The sequence below is a fragment of the Paucibacter sediminis genome, assembly GCF_030254645.1.
Lineage (GTDB): Bacteria > Pseudomonadota > Gammaproteobacteria > Burkholderiales > Burkholderiaceae_C > Paucibacter_B > Paucibacter_B sediminis.
Genome location: NZ_CP116346.1, coordinates 4,090,582 through 4,108,689, shown reverse-complemented (window position 1 = coordinate 4,108,689; position 18,108 = coordinate 4,090,582). Strand labels below are relative to the sequence as shown.

Below are 18,108 nucleotides of genomic sequence, written 5' to 3'. Positions count from 1 at the left end.
ATGATGATGAAGAAACTGCTAACGACCCTGTTGCTCGGCCTGGCCACGCTGGCGCAGGCCCAACCCTGGCCCAGCAAGCCGGTGACCCTGCTGGTGCCCTTCCCGGCCGGCGGCTCGTCGGACGCCATCGCCCGCGCCGTCGGCCCGCGCCTGCAGGAGAAGCTGGGCGGCAGCTTCATCGTCGACAACAAGGGCGGCGCCGGCGGCACCGTGGGCTCGGCCCTGGTGAAGCGTGCCGCGCCCGATGGCTACACCCTGCTGGTGTCCTCGCTGGGCCCCTTCGTGATCGGCCCGCACCTGATGAAGAACGTGGGCTACGACCCGCTCAAGGACTTCGACTACATCACCGTCGCGGTGCAGGCGCCCAATGTGCTGGCCGTGCCGGCGAGCTCGCCGCACAAGAGCCTGGCCGAGGTGGTGGCCTTCATGAAGGCGAATCCCGACAAGATGAGCTTCGCCTCCTCGGGCAATGGCTCCAGCGACCACCTCACCGCCGAGCTGTTCTGGCAGCAGACCGGCACCATGGGCCTGCACATCCCCTACAAGGGCGGCGCCCCGGCGCTGTCAGACCTGTTGGGCGGCCAGGTGGATGCCACCTTTATGAACATCAACACCGGCCTCAGCAACATCAAGGCCGGCAAGCTAAAGGCCCTGGCCGTGACCGGCAGCAAGCGCTCGCCGCAGCTGCCCGAGGTGCCGACGCTGGAAGAGCTGGGCATCAAGGGCGTGACGGTCTATTCCTGGCAGGCCGTGGCCGCGCCCAAGGGCCTGCCGGCCGACATCAAGGGCAAGCTGCATGGCGCGCTGGTGGCCGCCCTCAACGAGCCCCAGGTCAAGGCCAAGCTGCTGGAGCTGGGCTTCGAGATCGTGGCCAACACCCCCGAGCAGTTCAGCGCCTACCAGGCGAGCGAATTCGCACGCTGGAAAAAGGTGATCGAGCTGGGCAAGATCACCGCCGACTGAAAGCTGCAAAGAGACCACCCCGCATGAGCCTCTCCGCCACTCCCGTGATCAGCGCGCTGCGCGTGATCCCCGTCGCCGGCCGCGACAGCATGCTGCTGAACCTCAGCGGCGCCCACGCCCCCTTCTTCACCCGCAATCTGCTGATACTCACAGACAGCGCCGGCCGCACCGGCGTGGGCGAGGTGCCGGGCGGCGAGAAGATACGCCAGACCCTGGAGGATGCGCGCGCCCTCGTGGTGGGCCAGCCCCTGGGCTCGCAGCAGCGCGTGCTGCAGGCGGTGCAGGCGCAGTTCGCCGACCGCGATGCCGGTGGCCGCGGCCAGCAGACCTTCGACCTGCGCACCACCATCCATGCGGTGACGGCGATTGAATCCGCCCTGCTGGACCTGCTGGGCCAGCACCTCAACGTGCCGGTGGCAGCGCTGCTGGGCGAAGGCCAGCAGCGCGACTCGGTGGAGATGCTGGGCTATCTCTTCTATGTGGGCGACCGGACGCGCAGCGCGCTGCCCTACGCCAGCGAACCCGGCGCCGACAACGACTGGTGCCGCCTGCGCCACGAACAGGCGCTCACCCCCGAGGCCATCGTGCGCGTGGCCGAGGCCGCGCGCGAGCGCTACGGCTTCAACGACTTCAAGCTCAAGGGCGGCGTGCTGCGCGGCGACGAGGAAGTGGAGGCAATCCGCGCACTGCACGAGCGCTTCCCCAGCGCACGCGTGACGCTGGACCCCAACGGCGGCTGGCTGCTCAAGGACGCGATCCGCCTGATGCGCGATATGCGTGGCGTGATCGCCTATGCCGAGGACCCCTGCGGCGCCGAGGATGGCTTCTCCGGCCGCGAGGTGATGGCCGAGTTCCGCCGTGCCACCGGCCTGCCCACGGCCACCAACATGATCGCCACCGACTGGCGCCAGCTCAGCCATGCGCTGGCCCTGCAGAGCGTGGACATCCCGCTGGCCGACCCGCATTTCTGGACCATGGCCGGCTCGGTGCGCGTGGCCCAGACCTGCCGCGACTGGGGCCTCACCTGGGGCTCGCATTCCAACAACCATTTCGACGTCTCGCTGGCCATGTTCACCCATGTGGGCGCGGCCGCGCCCGGCAAGGTCACCGCCATCGACACGCACTGGATCTGGCAGGACGGCCAGCGCCTCAGCAAGGAGCCGCTGCAGATCGTCGGCGGCCATGTGCAGGTGCCAAAAAAACCGGGCCTGGGCGTCGAGCTCGACATGGTCGAGGTCGAGAAGGCCCACCAGCTCTATCTGCAGCATGGGCTGGGCGCGCGCGACGACGCCATCGCCATGCAAGACCTGATCCCCGGCTGGCGCTTCGACCCCAAGCGCCCCGCGCTGGACCGCTAGAAAGCAAACATGACGATGTTCAAGAATCTGATCGCCGGCGAGTGGCTGGAAGGCCAGCGCGTCTCACGCAATATCAACCCCTCGGACACGCGCGACCTGATCGGCGAATACGCCCAGGCCGATGCCGCCCAGGCGCGCCTGGCGATCGCCGCCGCCGAGGCCGCCTTCCCGACCTGGAGCCTCTCCACGCCGCAGCAGCGCTTCGACATCCTCGACGCGGTGGGCAGTGAAATCCTGGCGCGCCGCGCCGAGCTGGGCGAGCTGCTGGCCCGCGAGGAAGGCAAGACCCTGCCCGAGGCCGTCGGCGAGGTGGCGCGCGCCGGCAATATCTTCAAGTTCTTTGCCGGCGAGGCGCTGCGCCCCGGCGGCGAGCTGATGCCCTCGGTGCGGCCCGGCGTGGGCGTGGAAATCACGCGCGAGCCGATCGGCGTGGTGGGCATCATCACGCCCTGGAATTTTCCGATCGCGATCCCGGCCTGGAAGATCGCGCCGGCCCTGGCCTATGGCAACTGCGTGGTCTTCAAGCCGGCCGATCTGGTGCCCGGCTCGGCCTGGGCGCTGGCCGAGATCCTCTCGCGCAGCGGCCTGCCGCAGGGGGTGTTCAATCTGGTGATGGGGCGCGGCTCGGAGGTGGGGGCCACCCTGCTGGATGACCGCCGCGTCGCCGCCATCAGCTTCACCGGCTCGGTGGGCACGGGGCAGAAGGTGGCGGCCGCCTGCGTCGCACGCATGGCCAAGTTCCAGCTCGAGATGGGCGGCAAGAACCCCATGGTCGTGCTGGACGATGCCGACCTGGACCTGGCGGTGAACTGCGCGGTGCAGAGCGGCTTCTTCTCCACCGGCCAGCGCTGCACCGCCTCCTCGCGCCTGATCGTCACCGCGGGCATCCACGAGCGCTTCGTGGCCGCCATGGTGGCGCGCATGCAGAGCCTGAAGGTGGACGACGCACGCAAGCCTGGCACCGACATCGGGCCGGTGGTGGACCAGAGCCAGCTGGGCCAGGACCTGGAATACATCGCCATCGCCCAGGCCGAGGGCGCGCGCCTGGCCTGCGGCGGCGAGGCCCTGGCCCACAACCCCGAGGGCCAGCCCGGCTTCTATCTGCGCCCGGCCCTCATCACCGACACCACGGCGGCCATGCGCATCAACCGCGAGGAAGTGTTCGGCCCGGTGGTGAGCGTGCTGCGCGCACGCGACTACGAGGAGGCCCTGGCGCTGGCGAACGACACGCCCTTCGGCCTGGCCGCCGGCATCGCCACCAGCTCGCTCAAGCATGCCACGCACTTCAAGCGTCATGCCCAGGCCGGCATGGTGATGGTGAACCTGCCCACCGCGGGCGTGGACTACCACGTGCCCTTCGGCGGCCGCAAGGGCTCCAGCTATGGGCCACGCGAGCAGGGCCGCCATGCCGCCGAGTTCTACACCACCGTGAAGACGGCCTATACACAGGCCTAAATGCAGGCCTGAACACCGGCGCAAGCCCCGACAGCAGTCCGCCTCAAGACGGACGGCGGGGCAGCGCCATGCCCACATCGACCGGAGCGAGACATGCACACTGCCACCACCGCGGACCCGTTGTCCGCCCCCGCCGCCCAGCCCAGCAGCGCCCAGGCCACGCGCAAGCGCTACCAGGTGCTGGCCATGCTGTTCCTGGTGACCACCATCAACTATGCCGACCGCGCCACGCTCTCCATCGCCGGGCCGGCCCTGTCCAAGGAACTGGGCATAGACACGGTCACGATGGGCTATATCTTCTCGGCCTTCGGCTGGTCCTATGTGCTGGCGCAGCTGCCCGGTGGCTGGCTGCTGGACCGCTATGGCTCCAAGAAGGTCTACGCCGCCAGCATCTTCATCTGGTCGCTGTTCACCCTGCTGCAGGGCGGCATCAGCTTCATCAGCGCCACCGCGGGCACGGCGGTGGTGGTGCTGTTCGCCCTGCGCTTTCTGGTCGGTGCCGCCGAGGCGCCCTCCTTCCCCGCCAACGGCCGCATCGTCGCCTCCTGGTTCCCGGCCAAGGAACGCGGCACCGCCTCGGCCATCTTCAACTCGGCCCAGTACTTCGCCACCGTGCTGTTCGCGCCGCTGATGGGCTGGATCACCCATGCCTATGGCTGGCCGGCGGTGTTCTATGTGATGGGCGCGATCGGCATGGTGGTGAGCGCGATCTGGCTCAAGACGGTGCACAGCCCCAAGACCCACCCGGGCATCAACCGCGCCGAGCTGGACGCCATCGCCCAGGGCGGCGCCCTGGTGGATATGGATCAGCCGGCCGCCCGGGCCAGCCAGGCCGACGCACCCAAGTGGGGTTACATCAAGCAGCTGCTCGGCAACCGCATGCTGCTGGGGGTCTACATCGGCCAGTACTGCATCACCACGCTGACCTATTTCTTCCTCACCTGGTTTCCGGTCTATCTGGTGAAGGAACGCGGCATGTCCATCCTCAACGCCGGCTTCGTCGCGGCGCTGCCGGCGATCTGCGGTTTTGCCGGCGGCGTGCTGGGCGGCCTGATCTCCGACGGCCTGCTGCGCCGCGGCCATTCGCTCACCGTGGCGCGCAAGACGCCCATCGTGATCGGCATGCTGCTCTCCACCTGCATGATTGCCTGCAACTACGTGAAGGGCTCGACCCTGGTGGTGGCCATCATGGCGCTGGCCTTCTTCGGCAAGGGCCTGGGCGCGCTGGGCTGGGCGGTCGTGTCCGACACCTCGCCCAAGGAGATCTCGGGCCTGAGCGGCGCGCTTTTCAACACCTTCGGCAACACCGCCGGCATCACCACGCCGATCGTGATCGGCTACCTGATCAAGGGCACGGGCTCCTTCAACGCGGCCCTGGTCTTCGTGGCCGCGAATGCGCTGGTGGCGGTGTGCTGCTACCTCTTCGTGGTGGGTGAGATCAAGCGCTTTGAGCTGACGAAGCGCTGAGCAGCAGGGCCTGCAGGCCCGCCTCGTCCAGCACCGTGACGCCCAGCTCGCGCGCCTTGTCGAGCTTGGAGCCGGCCTCCTCGCCTGCCACCACATAGTGAGTCTTCTTGGAGACCGAGCCGCTGACCTTGCCGCCCGCCGCTTCGATCAAGTCCTTGGCGGCGTCGCGCGAGAGCGTGGGAAGCGTGCCGGTGAGCACCAGGGTCTTGCCCAGCAGCGGCTTGGGGCCCTGCTCGGCGGCAGCGCCCTCGCCCTCGGGCCAATGCACGCCGGCGGCGCGCAGCTGCGCCACCACCTCGCGGTTGTGCGGCTGGGCGAAGAACATGTGGATGCTCTGCGCCACGATGGGGCCGACGTCGCGCACCTGCAGCAGCTGCTCGACGCTGGCGTCCATCAAGGCGTCGAGCGAACCGAAATGCCGCGCCAGATCCTTGGCGGTGGTCTCGCCGATCTGGCGAATCCCCAGCCCGAACAGAAAGCGCGCCAGCGTGGTCGTCTTGCTCTTCTCCAGCGCATCGACGATGTTCTGCGCGCTCTTCTCGGCCATGCGCTCCAGCGCCGCCAGCTTGGCCACACCCAGTTTGTAGAGGCTGGGCAGGCTGTCGACGATGCCGGCGTCCACCAGCTGCTCGACCAGCTTGTCGCCCAGGCCCTCGATGTCCATGGCGCGGCGGCCGGCAAAGTGCAGCAGCGCCTGCTTGCGCTGGGCCGGGCAGAAGATGCCGCCCGAGCAGCGGTAGTCCATGCCGCCCTTCTCGCGCACGGTGGCGCTGTCGCAGACGGGGCAGCTGCGCGGCATGCGGAAATTGGGCACGTAGGCGGCGCGTTCGGCCTTCAGCACGCCCACCACTTCGGGGATCACGTCGCCGGCGCGCCGCACGATCACCTGGTCGCCCACGCGCACGCCCTTGCGGCGCAGCTCGAAGAGGTTGTGCAGGGTGGCGTTGCTGACCGTGGTGCCGCCCACGAACACCGGCTCAAGCCTTGCCACCGGCGTGAGCTTGCCGGTGCGGCCGACCTGGATGTCGATCGCCAGGAGGCGCGTCAGCTGTTCCTGCGCCGGGTATTTGTGCGCCACCGCCCAGCGCGGCTCGCGCGTCACAAAGCCCAGGCGCTGCTGCAGGGCACGGCTGTTGACCTTGTAGACGATGCCGTCGATGTCGAAGGGCAGGCCGTCGCGCTGCGCGCCCATGGCCTGGTGAAAGGCGATCAGGCCCGCGGCCCCCTGGGTGACGACGCGGTGCTCGCACACCGGCATGCCCATCGCCTGCAGCGCGTCCAGCAGGGCGCTGTGCGTCTCGGGCACGACCCAGCCCTGCACCTCGCCCAGGCCGTAGGCGAAGAAGCTCAGCGGCTTCTTGGCGGCCAGCGCCGGGTCGAGCTGGCGCACCGCGCCGGCCGCGGTGTTGCGCGGATTCACAAAGGTTTTTTCACCGGCCTCGCGCTGGCGCTCGTTGAGGGCCTCGAAATCGTCGCGCCGCATATAGACCTCGCCGCGCACCTCCAGCACCGGCGCGTGCACGCCCTTGAGGCGCAAGGGGATCTGGCCCACGGTGCGGATGTTCTGCGTCACGTCCTCGCCGGTCTCGCCATCGCCGCGGGTGGCGGCCTGCACCAGCACGCCCTGCTCGTAGCGCAGATTGATGGCCAGGCCATCGAACTTGAGCTCGGCGGCATATTCCACCGGTGGCGCGTCCTCGCCCAGCTCAAGCTGGCGGCGCACGCGCTCGTCAAAGGCGCGAGCACCGCTGGCCTCGGTGTCGGTCTCGGTGCGTATGCTCAGCATCGGCACGGCATGGCGCACCGGCGCAAAGCCGTCCAGCACCTGGCCGATCACGCGCTGGGTGGGCGAGTCGGGGCTCAGCAGCTCGGGGTGGGCGGCCTCCAGCGCCTGCAACTCCTGGAACAGCTTGTCGTACTCGGCATCCGGCAGCACCGGGGCATCGAGCACGTAGTAGAGATGGGCGTGGTGATGAAGTTGGGCACGCAGGGCGGCGGCGCGATCCGCAGCGGCGAGGGTATCGGTCTGGCTCATGGCCCCGATTGTGCCCACACCTCGGGCCTCGCCCCGGCTGCGCGCGTGCCTCGGCGCGCCGCGCTGGCACCAGGGCCCGACCGGGAGCCAACTAACGCTGCGCGATGCTGCCCGAGCTGCTCTGATCCGCCGATGTGCCGGCGCTCATCTGTTGCCGGCGCCGCAGCGCCAGGCCCAGCAGGCCCAGGGTCAGCAAGCCGGCCTGGCCCGGTTCGGGCACCGCGGCGATCTGGAAGTTCGCGCCGAGCCAGGCCGAGCCGGCCACACCGGACGAGCCCAGCGGGAAGTCCTGGCCGTCGTCCCAGTAGCGGTCCACCACCTGCGTCAGTCGCCCGTCGAAGCTGCCCACGCTGCTGTCGCCGCCCATATTGAAGGCGGTGGCCTCGCCGGCCGGCAGATAGGCCCCGATGACGTAGATGTTGCCCGGCAGCAGCGTGAGCGGGCTGATCGCCACATGCCGGAACTGGCCCACCAGGGTCGCACCGGTCCCGGCCGCCACCTCGGTCGTGGCCAGCAGGGTGCCAACCTGGTCGTCCAGCCACAGCGAGACCTGTGCCGGCGCAGCGAGCCCGGGCGCTCCGCCGTCAAAGACGCCCAGCGAGACCACCTCGACCGCCTCGGACACCATGAACTCGAAGCCCAGCGTGAACTTGCCGTCGGTCGGGAAGGTGGCGCCGACGCTGCTCAGGGTCAGGGCCGGCGTGGCCGCACCGACCTCCGGGGCTGCCAGCGCCATCAGGCCGGCGACGAGCGGAGCCAGCAGGTTTGCAGAGTGTTTCATCCGAGCCTCGCCAGAGTGGGGTTTCAGTCTATGCGGGCCCATCGGCGCCGAGCCTCGTCAACATAGGGGTGTGGGCCTGTCTGATCGCTGCCGGCGGCTCCAGGCGCTGGTCAAGGGCCGGCGCGCTCATCACAATCAACCGCTCGCCAACAGGAGATTCAGATGCAGCTTCTCAGAACCCTTGGCCTGTCAGCCGTCCTCACGGTCGCCTTGTGTCTGGCTGGCGCGGCGCAGGCGCAGCCGGTCGTCAGCTCCGCCCAGCGCCTGGCCAACTTGGAGACGACGGTCGCCGCCCTGAGCCAGACGGTCGCCAGCTTGCAGGCCGCCAACACGGCACAGGCGAGCACGATCGCCACGCTGCAGACGGCGTTGAGCAAGGAGGTTGCCGATCGCAAGGCCTATGCCGACGCCGCGGCCGCCAACGCGCTGGCCAGCGCGAAAAGCTATGGCGACGGCCTGGTGAGTCCGCTGAACGACAAGCTGGCGCACTTCAGCCGCAGTGGCAACGAGATCTACATCACCGGCGCCAACCTGCATCTTCGCAATGGCACGGGCCTCACCTACCAAACCCTCAACGGCCTGGGCAATCTGACCATCGGCTACAACGAGTTGCGCGGCGGCAGCGGCGCGGTCAATACGCGCAGCGGCTCGCACAATCTGATACTGGGCTTCAACCAGAACTACAGCCACGCCGGGGCGCTCTTGCTGGGGGCGGTCAACAGCAGCAGCAACTATTTCGCCTCGGTGCTGGGCGGCACCGGCAATGTCTCGGGGGGCTATTACTCGGCGGTGGTCGGCGGCTACGACAACCAGGCCACCGGCAACTGGTCCACCGTGCTCGGTGGCCAGGGCGTGCGGGCCAGCACGCAGCTGGCCCACATCCCCTGATGGGATGCCTGGGCGCCAGCGGTCTACGGTGGCGCCGGCAGGCGCGTGATCATCACCTGGTCGACGCGGTGGCTGTCCACGTCCACCACCTCGAAGCGCCAGCCCTCCCAGACGACCTGATCGGTGCGGCGCGGGATGCGGCGCAGCATCACCATCAGGAAGCCCGCCAGGGTGTCGTACTGGCCGGCATGGGGCCAGGCCTCCACCTCCAGCGCGCGCTGCACATCGGGGATGGGGGTGATGCCGTCGGCCAGGAAGGAGCCGTCCTCGCGGCGCACGATCTGCTCCTCGTCGTGGCTGGCCACCAGGCTGCCCATCACCGTGCTCATCACGTCGTTGAGGGTGATCACGCCCACTACCAGGCTGTATTCGTTCACCACCACGGCGAAGTCTTCATGCTTCTCGCGGAACTGCAGCAGCACCTCGGAGAGGGTGATGCGGTCCGGCACGATCAGCACCTTCTTGATCAGGCCCTCGCTGCCGCGCAGGCGCAGCGCCTCCTCGCGCAGCACGCGCTGGAACAGGTCGGTGGCGTCCACATAGCCCACCACCTGGTCGATCTCGCCCTCGCACACCAGGTAGGTGGAATGCGGTTCCTCGGCAATGCGGTTGCGCACCAGCGCGTCTTCGTCGTCGAGGCCGAAGAAGACGATGCGCTCGCGCGTGGTCATCACGCTTTCCACCGTGCGCGTGTCGAGCTCGAACACGTTTTCAATGATCTGCTGCTCGGCGTCGGCCACCACGCCGGCCAGGTTGCCGGCCTCGGCCAGGGCCAGGATGTCGGCATGGGTGATGCTGTTGTCGCGCGCGGCCGGCAGGCCCATCAGCCGTATCAAGGCCTCGCTGATCCGGCTGAAGGCCCAGGACAAGGGCCGCAGCAGGGTGCACAGCGCCAGCATGGGCGCGATCAGGATCAGCGCCACGCGCTCGGGTTCGTTCATCGAGAGGCGCTTGGGCACCAGGTCGGCCAGCACGATGAAGAGCGCGGTGATGGCCGCGAAGGAAAGCGCGAAGCCCAGGCTTTGCGCCTGCTCGGGCGCCAGCAGCAGGCCCAGGGCGGCGGAGAAATGCGGCGTGAACGCGCCCTCGCCGACGATGCCGCCCAGGATGGCCACGGTGTTGACGCCGATCTGCACCACGGTGAAGTAATGCCCGGGCTGCTCCTGCACCTCCAGCACGCGCTCGGCGCGGCCATCGCCCTCGTCGGCCAGCTGGCGCAGCTTGAGCCGACGCGAGGCCGCCACCGACATCTCGGCCATCGAGAAGAAGGCACTGGCGGCGATCAAGAGGGCAATCAGCAAGAGGCTGGTGCTCAAGGGGACTCCAGGGGCTGCTCAGAGCCCCAGTGTAGTCAGCTGAACAGGCGCCGCGCGGCCAGGCTGCCGGCCGCCAGATCGCGCGAGGCCAGGGCCTTGTAGAGCGTGGACAGCTCCTGGCCGATGGCGGCGAAGGCATGCAGATTGAGAACCTGGGCGCGGTCGTCGCAGACATCGGCCTCGATGTCACGCGAGAGCGCCCGCGCGGCTTCCTGCCAGGCGGCAAAGGGCTCCAGCGCCTCGGGGGTCTGCGGCACGTCCAGCGCCAGCGTCAGCTCGCGCAGCGCCGAGGCCTGCGGGTCTTCGGCCAGGGCCGCCTGGGCATCGAACTGCAGGCTCAGGATCGGCGGCGCGCCCTCCTCTTCGGCGGCCAGCACCAGGCGGCCAGGGATGGCGCCAGGCACGAAGCCGTGGCGCAGCGCCATCTGCTGCACATAGCCCAGGGTCCAGGCAGCGCTGCGCGCGCGCAGCACCACGGCCAGCTGGGCGTCATGCTCGCTGGCGAATTGGTCGAGCTCGCGGGCACGCGCCACCACGTCCAGCATGTCGGGGAACTGCACGAAGGCGCTCAGGCCATCGGCAAAGCCCTGCACCTTCTGCACGAACTCCGAGTACTCGATCTCGTTCATCGCGCCGCTGCGGTTGGCCATCTGCACGCCGGCCTGGAACTCGCTGTAGCGCTGACCCGGCAGGGGCAGCTCCCACTCGCCCGATTCGGCATTCAGCCCCTCGATGTGGAAGGGCTTGGTGCCGGCGCGGCGGCTGCCCGGCAGGTGCGAGATCGCCAGGTCGCCGGTCACCGGCGCTTCCAGCGTGACGGTGGCGATGGCGTCGATCAGCGCATCGATGCGGGCCGAGGGCTTGCGCGGCAGCTGGCGTGCCACCAGGGGCACGGTCTCGTCGCCCGGCATGGCGGGCTGGAAGGGCTCGCCCACCGCGTCCTTGGCCTCGCCCAGGGTCGGGTCTTGCCGCTCGCCCAGCTGCGGCTCGATCGGCGGGTCGGCACGGCGCGGGCCGGCCTTGCGGGCGGTCCAGGCACCATGGGCGATGACGGCGGCGAGGATCAGGCCACCGAGGATGGCGAGCATGGCAGTCAAGGTCATGCGGCCTCCGCCATGCCCAGCGCGGCTTCCATGTCGACGGCCACGATGCGCGACACGCCCTGCTCCTGCATGGTCACGCCAATCAGTTGTTCTGCCATTTCCATTGCAATCTTGTTGTGCGAGATGAAGAGGAACTGCGTGCCCTTGCTGCTCATCTCAGAAACCAGTTTCGCGTAACGCTCGGTGTTGGCGTCGTCCAGCGGCGCATCCACCTCGTCCAGCAGGCAGAAGGGCGCGGGGTTGAGCATGAAGATGGCGAACACCAGGGCGATCGCGGTGAGCGCCTTCTCGCCGCCCGAGAGCAGGTGGATGGTGCTGTTCTTCTTGCCGGGCGGCTGGGCCATCACCTGCACGCCGGAATCGAGGATCTCGTCGCCGGTGATCACCAGCTTGGCATTGCCGCCGCCGAAGAGCGTGGGGAACATGCGGCCGAAATGCTCGTTCACCTGGTTGAAGGTGCCGGAGAGCAGATCGCGCGTCTCGAGGTCGATCTTGTGGATCGCATCCTCCAGGGTCTTCATCGCGGTGCTGAGGTCGGTGTACTGCGAGTCGAGGAAGGTCTTGCGCTCGCGCGCCGCGCTCAGCTCGTCCAGCGCCGCCAGGTTCACCGCGCCCAAGGCCGCGATCTCGCGGTTGATGCGGTCGATCTCGCCCTGCAGGCCGTAGAGCTTGACCTGGCCCTCTTCCACGGTCTTGGCCAGCGCCTCCAGGTCCACCGCCGCGGCGAGCAGCTGCTCCATGTATTGGGCGCCGCCCAGCGAGGCGGCCTGCTCGTCCAGCTGCAGCTTGGTGATGCGTTCGCGCAGCGGGTCCAGGCTGCGCTCGAAGGCCAGGCGCTGCTCCTCGGCCTTGCGCAGCCGCAGGCTCAGGTCGTCATAACCGGCGCGCACGGCGGCGAGCTCGCGCTCGCGCTCGACCTTGAGCGCCAGCGCGTCCTGCAGGCCGGCCTGGGCGGCCGCGTCGTTGAGCGTGTCCAGCTCCTTGCCCAGGGTCTCGGCCGACTGCACGTTCAGCGCCATCTGCTGCTGCGCGGTCTCGATGGAACGCTGCAGCTCGCCGCGGCGCGCCGCCAGCGTGCGGGCGCTGAAGGTAGCCTCCTGTGCGCGGCGCTCCAGCGAGCGCAGCTGCTCGCGCGCCTCGGCCAGGCGGCGCTCGGCGCTGATCACCGCATCGTCCAGCTCGGCATGCTTCTCCTGGCAGGTGGCCAGCTGCATATCCAGTTCCTCGAAGCGCGCCTCGCCGGTGATGCGGCGCTCCTGCAGCTCCTCGGACTGGGCATCGATCTCGAACAGCTCCTCTTCCAGCTGGGCACGCCGGGTGCTGGCGGCCTCGCTCTGCTGGGTGAGGCGCAGCAACTCCACATGCAGCTGGTGGGCGCGGGTCTGGGTGTCGGTGGCTTCGCGGCGCACCTGGCCCAGGCGCTGCGAGGCCTCGGTATAGCCGGCCTCGGCGCGCACCAATTGCGTCTTGGCGTCTTCGGCGATGAGCTGCTGGGCGCGCAACTCGCGGCCCAGGTTCTCGATCTCCTGGGCGCGCGCCAGCAGGCCGGCGGCCTCGGAATCGGGCGCATAGAAGCTCACCGCGAACTGGCTCACCGCATGACCCTCGCGGGTCATGATGACCTCGCCATGCGTGAGTTTGGCGCGGCCCGCCAGGGCCTCGTCGATGCTGGCAGCGGTGTAGACGCCTTCCAGCCAGTCGTTCAGCAGGGCCTTCAGCCCAGGCTGATCGTCCAGGCGCAAGAGCTCGGTGAGGCGCGGCAGGGTCTCGTGGGTGTTGGCGATCGAGGCCGCGGGCGGCGAGTAAAACGCCAGCCGGGCGGGCGGCGCATCGCTGGCGAAGGCGCGCACCGTCTCCAGCCGGCCCACCTCCAGCGCCCCCATGCGCTCGCGCAGGGCCGCCTCCAGGGCGTTTTCCCAGCCCTGCTGGATGTGCAGCCTGGTCCACAGTCCGGCCAGGCCCTCCAGCCCATGCTTGGCCAGCCAGGGCTTGAGCTTGCCCTCGGTCTGTACCTTCTCTTGCAGGGCGCGCAGCGCATCGAGCTTGGCGGAGAGCTCCGATTGCCGCGCCAGCTGGGCGTTGGCATCCTGCTGTGCGGCGCGGCGCGTCTCGTCCAGCGCCGGCACCTGCTCGGAGAGCTCGTGCAGGCGCGCATCGGCCAGCTCGCGCGCCTCGTCGGCGGCCTCGCTCTGGCGCTTCAATTCGGCCAGGCGATCCTGGTCCGGCAGGGTCAGGCCTTGCCGCTCGGTGGCCAGGCGCTCGCGCCGACCGCGCAACTGGCGCGCCTGCTCGTCGATATTGCGGCTCTCGGCGGCCAGCACCTGGATCTGCTGCTGCACCTGGGTCACCAGGCCGCGCTGCTCGTTGGCCCGGCCTTGGGCGGCGCGCACCGCGTCCTCGCTATTGGGCAGGTTCATGCCCTGCTCCTCGGCCTGGGCGGCGAGGATCTCGCTCTGCTCCTCGGCCGTGGCGATCTGCGCGCCGATGTGCTCCTGCTCCTCGCGCGCCTGGGCCGAGCGCTCTTCCCATTGCTGGTTCTGGGTGTGCAGCTCCAGCAGGCGTTGCTCGACGCGCTGGCGCCCCTCCACCACATAGCGGATGCGCTCTTCCAGCCGGCTCACTTCCAGCTGGGCCTCGGCCATGCGGCCCTGCGAGGCATGCAGCTCGTCGCCCGCCGCATAGTGGGCCTGGCGCACCGTTTCCAGCTCGGCCTCGACGGCGCGCAGCTCGGCCATGCGGGCCTCCAGCGCGTTCACCGCTTCCAGCTGCTCGCCCTTCACGCGCGCCTGTTCGCCGGTGGCGTCGCGGTGCTTGAGGAACCAGAGCTGGTGCAGCTTGAGCGTGCCCTGCTCCTGCAGCTGGCGATAGCTGGCCGCCACCACGGCCTGCTTCTCCAGGCGCTCGAGGTTGTTGTTGAGCTCGCGCAGGATGTCGTCCACGCGGGTGAGGTTCTCGCGCGTGTCCTTGAGCCGGTTCTCGGTCTCGCGGCGGCGCTCCTTGTACTTGGAGACGCCGGCCGCCTCCTCGAGAAACATGCGCAGCTCTTCGGGCTTGCTCTCGATGATGCGGCTGATGGTGCCCTGGCCGATGATGGCGTAGGCACGCGGCCCCAGGCCGGTGCCCAGGAACACGTCCTGCACATCGCGGCGGCGCACCACCTGGTTGTTGATGAAGTAGCTGGAGCTGCCGTCGCGCGTCAGCACGCGCTTGACGGCGATCTCGGTGAACTGGTTCCACTGGCCGCCGGCGCGCGCGTCTTCATTGCTGAACACCAGCTCCACGCTGGCGCGGCTGGCCGGCTTGCGGTTGCCCGAGCCATTGAAGATCACGTCCTGCATGGACTCGCCGCGCAGCTCGCTGGCCTTGCTTTCGCCCAGCACCCAGCGCACGGCGTCCATGATGTTGGACTTACCGCAGCCATTGGGCCCCACCACGCCCACCAGCTGCCCGGGCAGCTGGAAATTCGTGGGCTCGGCGAAGGACTTGAAGCCGGAGAGCTTGATCGAGTTCAGGCGCATTTCAGTGGACGCGTACTAAGCCCTTGATTTATTTACAGAAAAGCCCCTTCAAGGGGGCTCGTCTCGGGGCCGGATGATACCATCGAGGCCTCCCCATTTAAGACAAGCCCAGGGCCATGGCCCCGGGCCGCAGCATCCATGGCCACCCAGAAGAAAACCGCCAAGTCCGCAGCCCCCGCGCCCAAGATGCGCAAAGACGTGGAGCTCGCGCCCAAGCAGCGCGAGATGCCGCCCAACCCGCCCTCGCGCCCCAGCAAGGAGCTGCATGTCTTCCCCAACCCGGCCCCCGAGCGCGACTATGTGATCCAGTTCCAGGTGCCCGAGTTCACCTGCCACTGCCCGCTCACCGGCCAGCCTGACTTCGCGCACTTCACCATCGACATGATCGCGGACCAGTATTGCGTCGAACTGAAGAGCCTGAAGATGTATTTCTGGAGCTACCGCGACGAGGGCGCCTTCCACGAGAAGGTCACCAACACCATCCTGGAAGACATCGTCAAGGTCACCAACCCACGCTTCATCCGCATCACCGCCAAGTGGTATGTGCGCGGCGGCATCTACACCAATGTGGTGGTGGAGCACCGCAAGAAGGGCTGGAAGCCGCAGCCGCGCGTGGACCTGCCCGCGCATGGTTTCGAATCCGGTCTGCTGCGCTGATCGATCGCTGCGTGGCCCTGGCCTCCCACCCCGCGCATCAACTGGTCGAGGTGACGGTGCGGCGCAGCCGCATCGACGGCTTCGGCGTGTTCGCGGCCGAGGCGATTGGCGCGGGCGCGCGCCTGGGTGAGCTGACCGGCGAGGCCATCACGGTGGCCGAGGCGCGCCGCCGCGCCGAGGGCCGGCAGCGCCTGATGCTGGTGGAGCTCTCCGCCAGCCGCGCCATCGATGCCAGCCGCAGCAGCGACCCGATGCGCTTCACCAACCACAGCTGCGCACCGAATGCCCGCCTGCGGGTGGAGGCCGGCGAAATTGCCTTCTTCGCGCTGCGCGATATCTCGCTTGGCGAAGAAATAACCGTGTCCTACGGCAGCACCCACCACGAAGGGCGCCTGGCCTGCCGCTGCGGGGCCGAGAATTGCCAGGGTCAACTCTGAAGCCGCCATGAGCATTGCACCGCCCGCACCACACAACCCGCTGCTGGACAAGCTGCACCCCTACCCCTTCGAGCGCCTGCGCGCGCTCACCGCGGGGCTGACGCCCAACCCGGCCTACAAGCCCATCAGCCTGGGCATTGGCGAGCCCAAGCATCCCGCGCCCAAGCTGATCGAGGACGCCCTGGTGGCCAGCCTCAAGAGCCTCTCGGCCTACCCCGCCACCGCCGGTGCACCGGCCCTGCGCGAAGCCATCGTGGGCTGGCTGCAGCGCCGCTATGGCCTGAGCCTGGACGCGGCCACCCAGGTGCTGCCGGTGAACGGTTCGCGCGAGGCGCTGTTCGCCATCGCGCAGACGGTGATCGACCCCACGCGTGCTGGCGCGACCGTGGTCTGCCCCAATCCCTTCTACCAGATCTACGAGGGCGCGGCCCTGCTGGCAGGCGCCGAGACGGCCTTTGCCAACTCGGATCCGGCGCGCAACTTTGCGGCCGACTGGTCGCAGATCGATGCCGCCACCTGGGCCCGGACGCAGCTGCTCTACGTCTGCTCACCCGGCAACCCGACCGGCGCGGTGATGCCGCTTTCGGAGTGGGAGCAACTGTTCGCGCTCAGCGACCGCCACGGCTTCGTGATCGCCTCGGACGAGTGCTACTCGGAGATCTACTTCCGAGATGAGGCGCCGCTGTCGGGCCTGGAGGCCGCGATCAAGCTGGGGCGCAGCGATTTCAGGAACCTGATCGCCTTCACCAGCCTCAGCAAGCGCTCCAATGTGCCGGGCCTGCGCTCGGGCTTCGTGGCGGGCGATGCCCAGATCATCAAGCGCTTCCTGCTCTACCGCACCTACCATGGCAGCGCCATGAGCCCGATGGTGCAGGCGGCCAGCATCGCGGCCTGGGGCGACGAGGCCCATGTGATCGCGAACCGCGAGCAGTACCGCGCCAAGTTCGCCCAGGTGACGCCGCTGCTGGCCGAGGTGCTGGACGTGGCGCTGCCGGACGCCAGCTTCTATCTTTGGGCTGGGGTACCTGGCGGAGACGATGTACGTTTCGCCCTGGAACTGCTGGCTCAATACAATGTCGCGGTGCTGCCGGGCAGCCTGCTGGCGCGAACCGCCCATGGCACGAATCCGGGCGCCGGGCGTATCCGCCTGGCCCTGGTGGCCGAGGTGGCCGAATGCATGGAAGCAGCCGAACGCATCCGCGCCTTCGCGAAGACCTACCAGGCCTGAGCCGCACCCGAATTCATCCATCAAACCTCTTCCCTCCCTCTTCGAACGAGTTTCCTCATGAGCCACCAAGCACTGCAATCCGTCATCGACCTCGCCTGGGAAGGCCGCGCCAACATCACCGCCACCAACGCCCCCGAGGTGCGTGAGGCGGTGGAGCATGTGATCGCCGAGCTGGATGCCGGCCGCCTGCGCGTGGCCGAGCGCCAAGCCGTGGGCCAGTGGACGGTGCACCAATGGATCAAGAAGGCGGTGCTGCTGTCCTTCCGGCTGAACGACAACCACATCATGGGCGAAGGCCCGCTGACCTTCTTCGACAAGGTGCCCACCAAGTTCGGCGGCATGAGCGAAGAGCAGCTGCGCGCCACCGGCGTGCGCGTGGTGCCGCCCGCGGTGGCACGCCGCGGCAGCTACCAGGCCAAGAACGTGGTGCTGATGCCTTCCTACGTGAACATCGGTGCCTATGTGGACGAGGGCGCGATGGTGGACACCTGGGCCACCGTGGGCTCCTGCGCGCAGATCGGCAAGAACGTGCACCTCTCCGGCGGTGTGGGCATCGGCGGTGTGCTGGAGCCCCTGCAGGCCAACCCCACCATCATCGAAGACAACTGCTTCATCGGCGCGCGCTCCGAGGTGGTGGAAGGCGTGATCGTGGAAGAGAACTCGGTGATCTCGATGGGCGTCTACCTGGGCCAGAGCACGCCCATCTACGACCGCGAGACCGACACCGTGAGCTATGGCCGCATCCCCGCCGGCTCGGTGGTGATCAGCGGCAGCCTGCCCAAGGCCGATGGCAAGTACAGCCTCTACGCCGCCATCATCGTCAAGAAGGTCGATGCCGGCACGCGCGCCAAGACCAGCATCAACGACCTGCTGCGCGCCTGATCTTCAGCCAACGCCAACGC

Annotated in this window: 14 protein-coding genes; 9 read left to right on the top strand and 5 right to left on the bottom strand. The window is 68.6% G+C overall.

From position 1 onward, the window contains the following. Window positions 1–6 precede the first annotated feature (6 nt). The 4 genes from PFX98_RS18955 to PFX98_RS18940 all read left to right on the top strand — a co-directional run bounded on the left by PFX98_RS18955 (window position 7) and on the right by PFX98_RS18940 (window position 5,243). On the top strand, window positions 7–963 hold the full coding sequence (locus PFX98_RS18955) for a Bug family tripartite tricarboxylate transporter substrate binding protein (protein WP_285235636.1): 957 nt from the start codon (window positions 7–9) through the stop codon (window positions 961–963). A 23-nt stretch (window positions 964–986) separates the two neighbouring features. After that, window positions 987–2,321 (top strand): glucarate dehydratase, encoded by a 1,335-nt coding sequence (gene gudD, locus PFX98_RS18950; RefSeq protein WP_285232045.1) that lies wholly within the window; start codon window positions 987–989, stop codon window positions 2,319–2,321. 15 nt (window positions 2,322–2,336) lie between these two features. Continuing rightward, window positions 2,337–3,776 carry an aldehyde dehydrogenase family protein gene (locus PFX98_RS18945; RefSeq protein ID WP_285235635.1) on the top strand — a complete coding sequence of 480 codons (1,440 nt, stop codon included), beginning with the start codon at window positions 2,337–2,339 and terminating at the stop codon, window positions 3,774–3,776. Between the two features lie 93 nt (window positions 3,777–3,869). Further along, complete coding sequence (locus PFX98_RS18940) at window positions 3,870–5,243, top strand: MFS transporter (protein WP_285232044.1); 1,374 nt, start codon at window positions 3,870–3,872, stop codon at window positions 5,241–5,243. On the opposite strand, the gene ligA is transcribed toward PFX98_RS18940, so the two are convergent. After that, entirely contained in the window at window positions 5,215–7,278 is a 2,064-nt protein-coding gene (gene ligA, locus PFX98_RS18935) for an NAD-dependent DNA ligase LigA (protein ID WP_285232043.1), read from the bottom strand. The two genes, PFX98_RS18940 and ligA, sit on opposite strands and share 29 nt — an antisense overlap. Window positions 7,279–7,369: 91 nt before the next feature. Then, a complete protein-coding gene (locus PFX98_RS18930) occupies window positions 7,370–8,059 on the bottom strand; it encodes a DUF4082 domain-containing protein (RefSeq protein WP_285232042.1) in 690 nt (229 codons plus the stop codon). 162 nt (window positions 8,060–8,221) lie between these two features. Between PFX98_RS18930 and PFX98_RS18925 the strand changes: the two genes are divergently transcribed. Next, window positions 8,222–8,947 carry a hypothetical protein gene (locus PFX98_RS18925; protein ID WP_285232041.1) on the top strand — a complete coding sequence of 242 codons (726 nt, stop codon included), beginning with the start codon at window positions 8,222–8,224 and terminating at the stop codon, window positions 8,945–8,947. A gap of 23 nt (window positions 8,948–8,970) precedes the next feature. Here PFX98_RS18925 and paeA read toward each other — a convergent pair whose 3' ends face one another. The 3 genes from paeA to smc form a co-directional block, all read right to left on the bottom strand. Then, on the bottom strand, window positions 8,971–10,206 hold the full coding sequence (paeA, locus tag PFX98_RS18920) for a polyamine export protein PaeA (RefSeq protein ID WP_425334705.1): 1,236 nt from the start codon (window positions 10,204–10,206) through the stop codon (window positions 8,971–8,973). 92 nt (window positions 10,207–10,298) lie between these two features. After that, window positions 10,299–11,366, bottom strand: coding sequence for a cell division protein ZipA C-terminal FtsZ-binding domain-containing protein (locus tag PFX98_RS18915; protein WP_285232039.1), 1,068 nt, complete (start codon window positions 11,364–11,366; stop codon window positions 10,299–10,301). Then, the gene (smc, locus tag PFX98_RS18910; protein WP_285232038.1) at window positions 11,363–14,884 is read right to left on the bottom strand and encodes a chromosome segregation protein SMC; all 3,522 of its coding nucleotides are present in this window, start codon (window positions 14,882–14,884) and stop codon (window positions 11,363–11,365) included. Before smc ends, PFX98_RS18915 begins: the two co-directional genes overlap by 4 nt. A gap of 225 nt (window positions 14,885–15,109) precedes the next feature. Between smc and queF the strand changes: the two genes are divergently transcribed. The 4 genes from queF to dapD are packed head-to-tail and all read left to right on the top strand — an operon-like array spanning window position 15,110 to window position 18,088. Next, complete coding sequence (gene queF, locus PFX98_RS18905; RefSeq protein ID WP_285235634.1) at window positions 15,110–15,541, top strand: preQ(1) synthase; 432 nt, start codon at window positions 15,110–15,112, stop codon at window positions 15,539–15,541. An 11-nt stretch (window positions 15,542–15,552) separates the two neighbouring features. Then, window positions 15,553–15,978 (top strand): SET domain-containing protein, encoded by a 426-nt coding sequence (locus tag PFX98_RS18900; protein WP_285232037.1) that lies wholly within the window; start codon window positions 15,553–15,555, stop codon window positions 15,976–15,978. 7 nt (window positions 15,979–15,985) lie between these two features. Continuing rightward, a complete protein-coding gene (gene dapC / locus PFX98_RS18895) occupies window positions 15,986–17,206 on the top strand; it encodes a succinyldiaminopimelate transaminase (RefSeq protein ID WP_285232036.1) in 1,221 nt (406 codons plus the stop codon). 57 nt (window positions 17,207–17,263) lie between these two features. After that, the gene (gene dapD / locus PFX98_RS18890; protein WP_285232035.1) at window positions 17,264–18,088 is read left to right on the top strand and encodes a 2,3,4,5-tetrahydropyridine-2,6-dicarboxylate N-succinyltransferase; all 825 of its coding nucleotides are present in this window, start codon (window positions 17,264–17,266) and stop codon (window positions 18,086–18,088) included. Window positions 18,089–18,108: the final 20 nt, after the last annotated feature.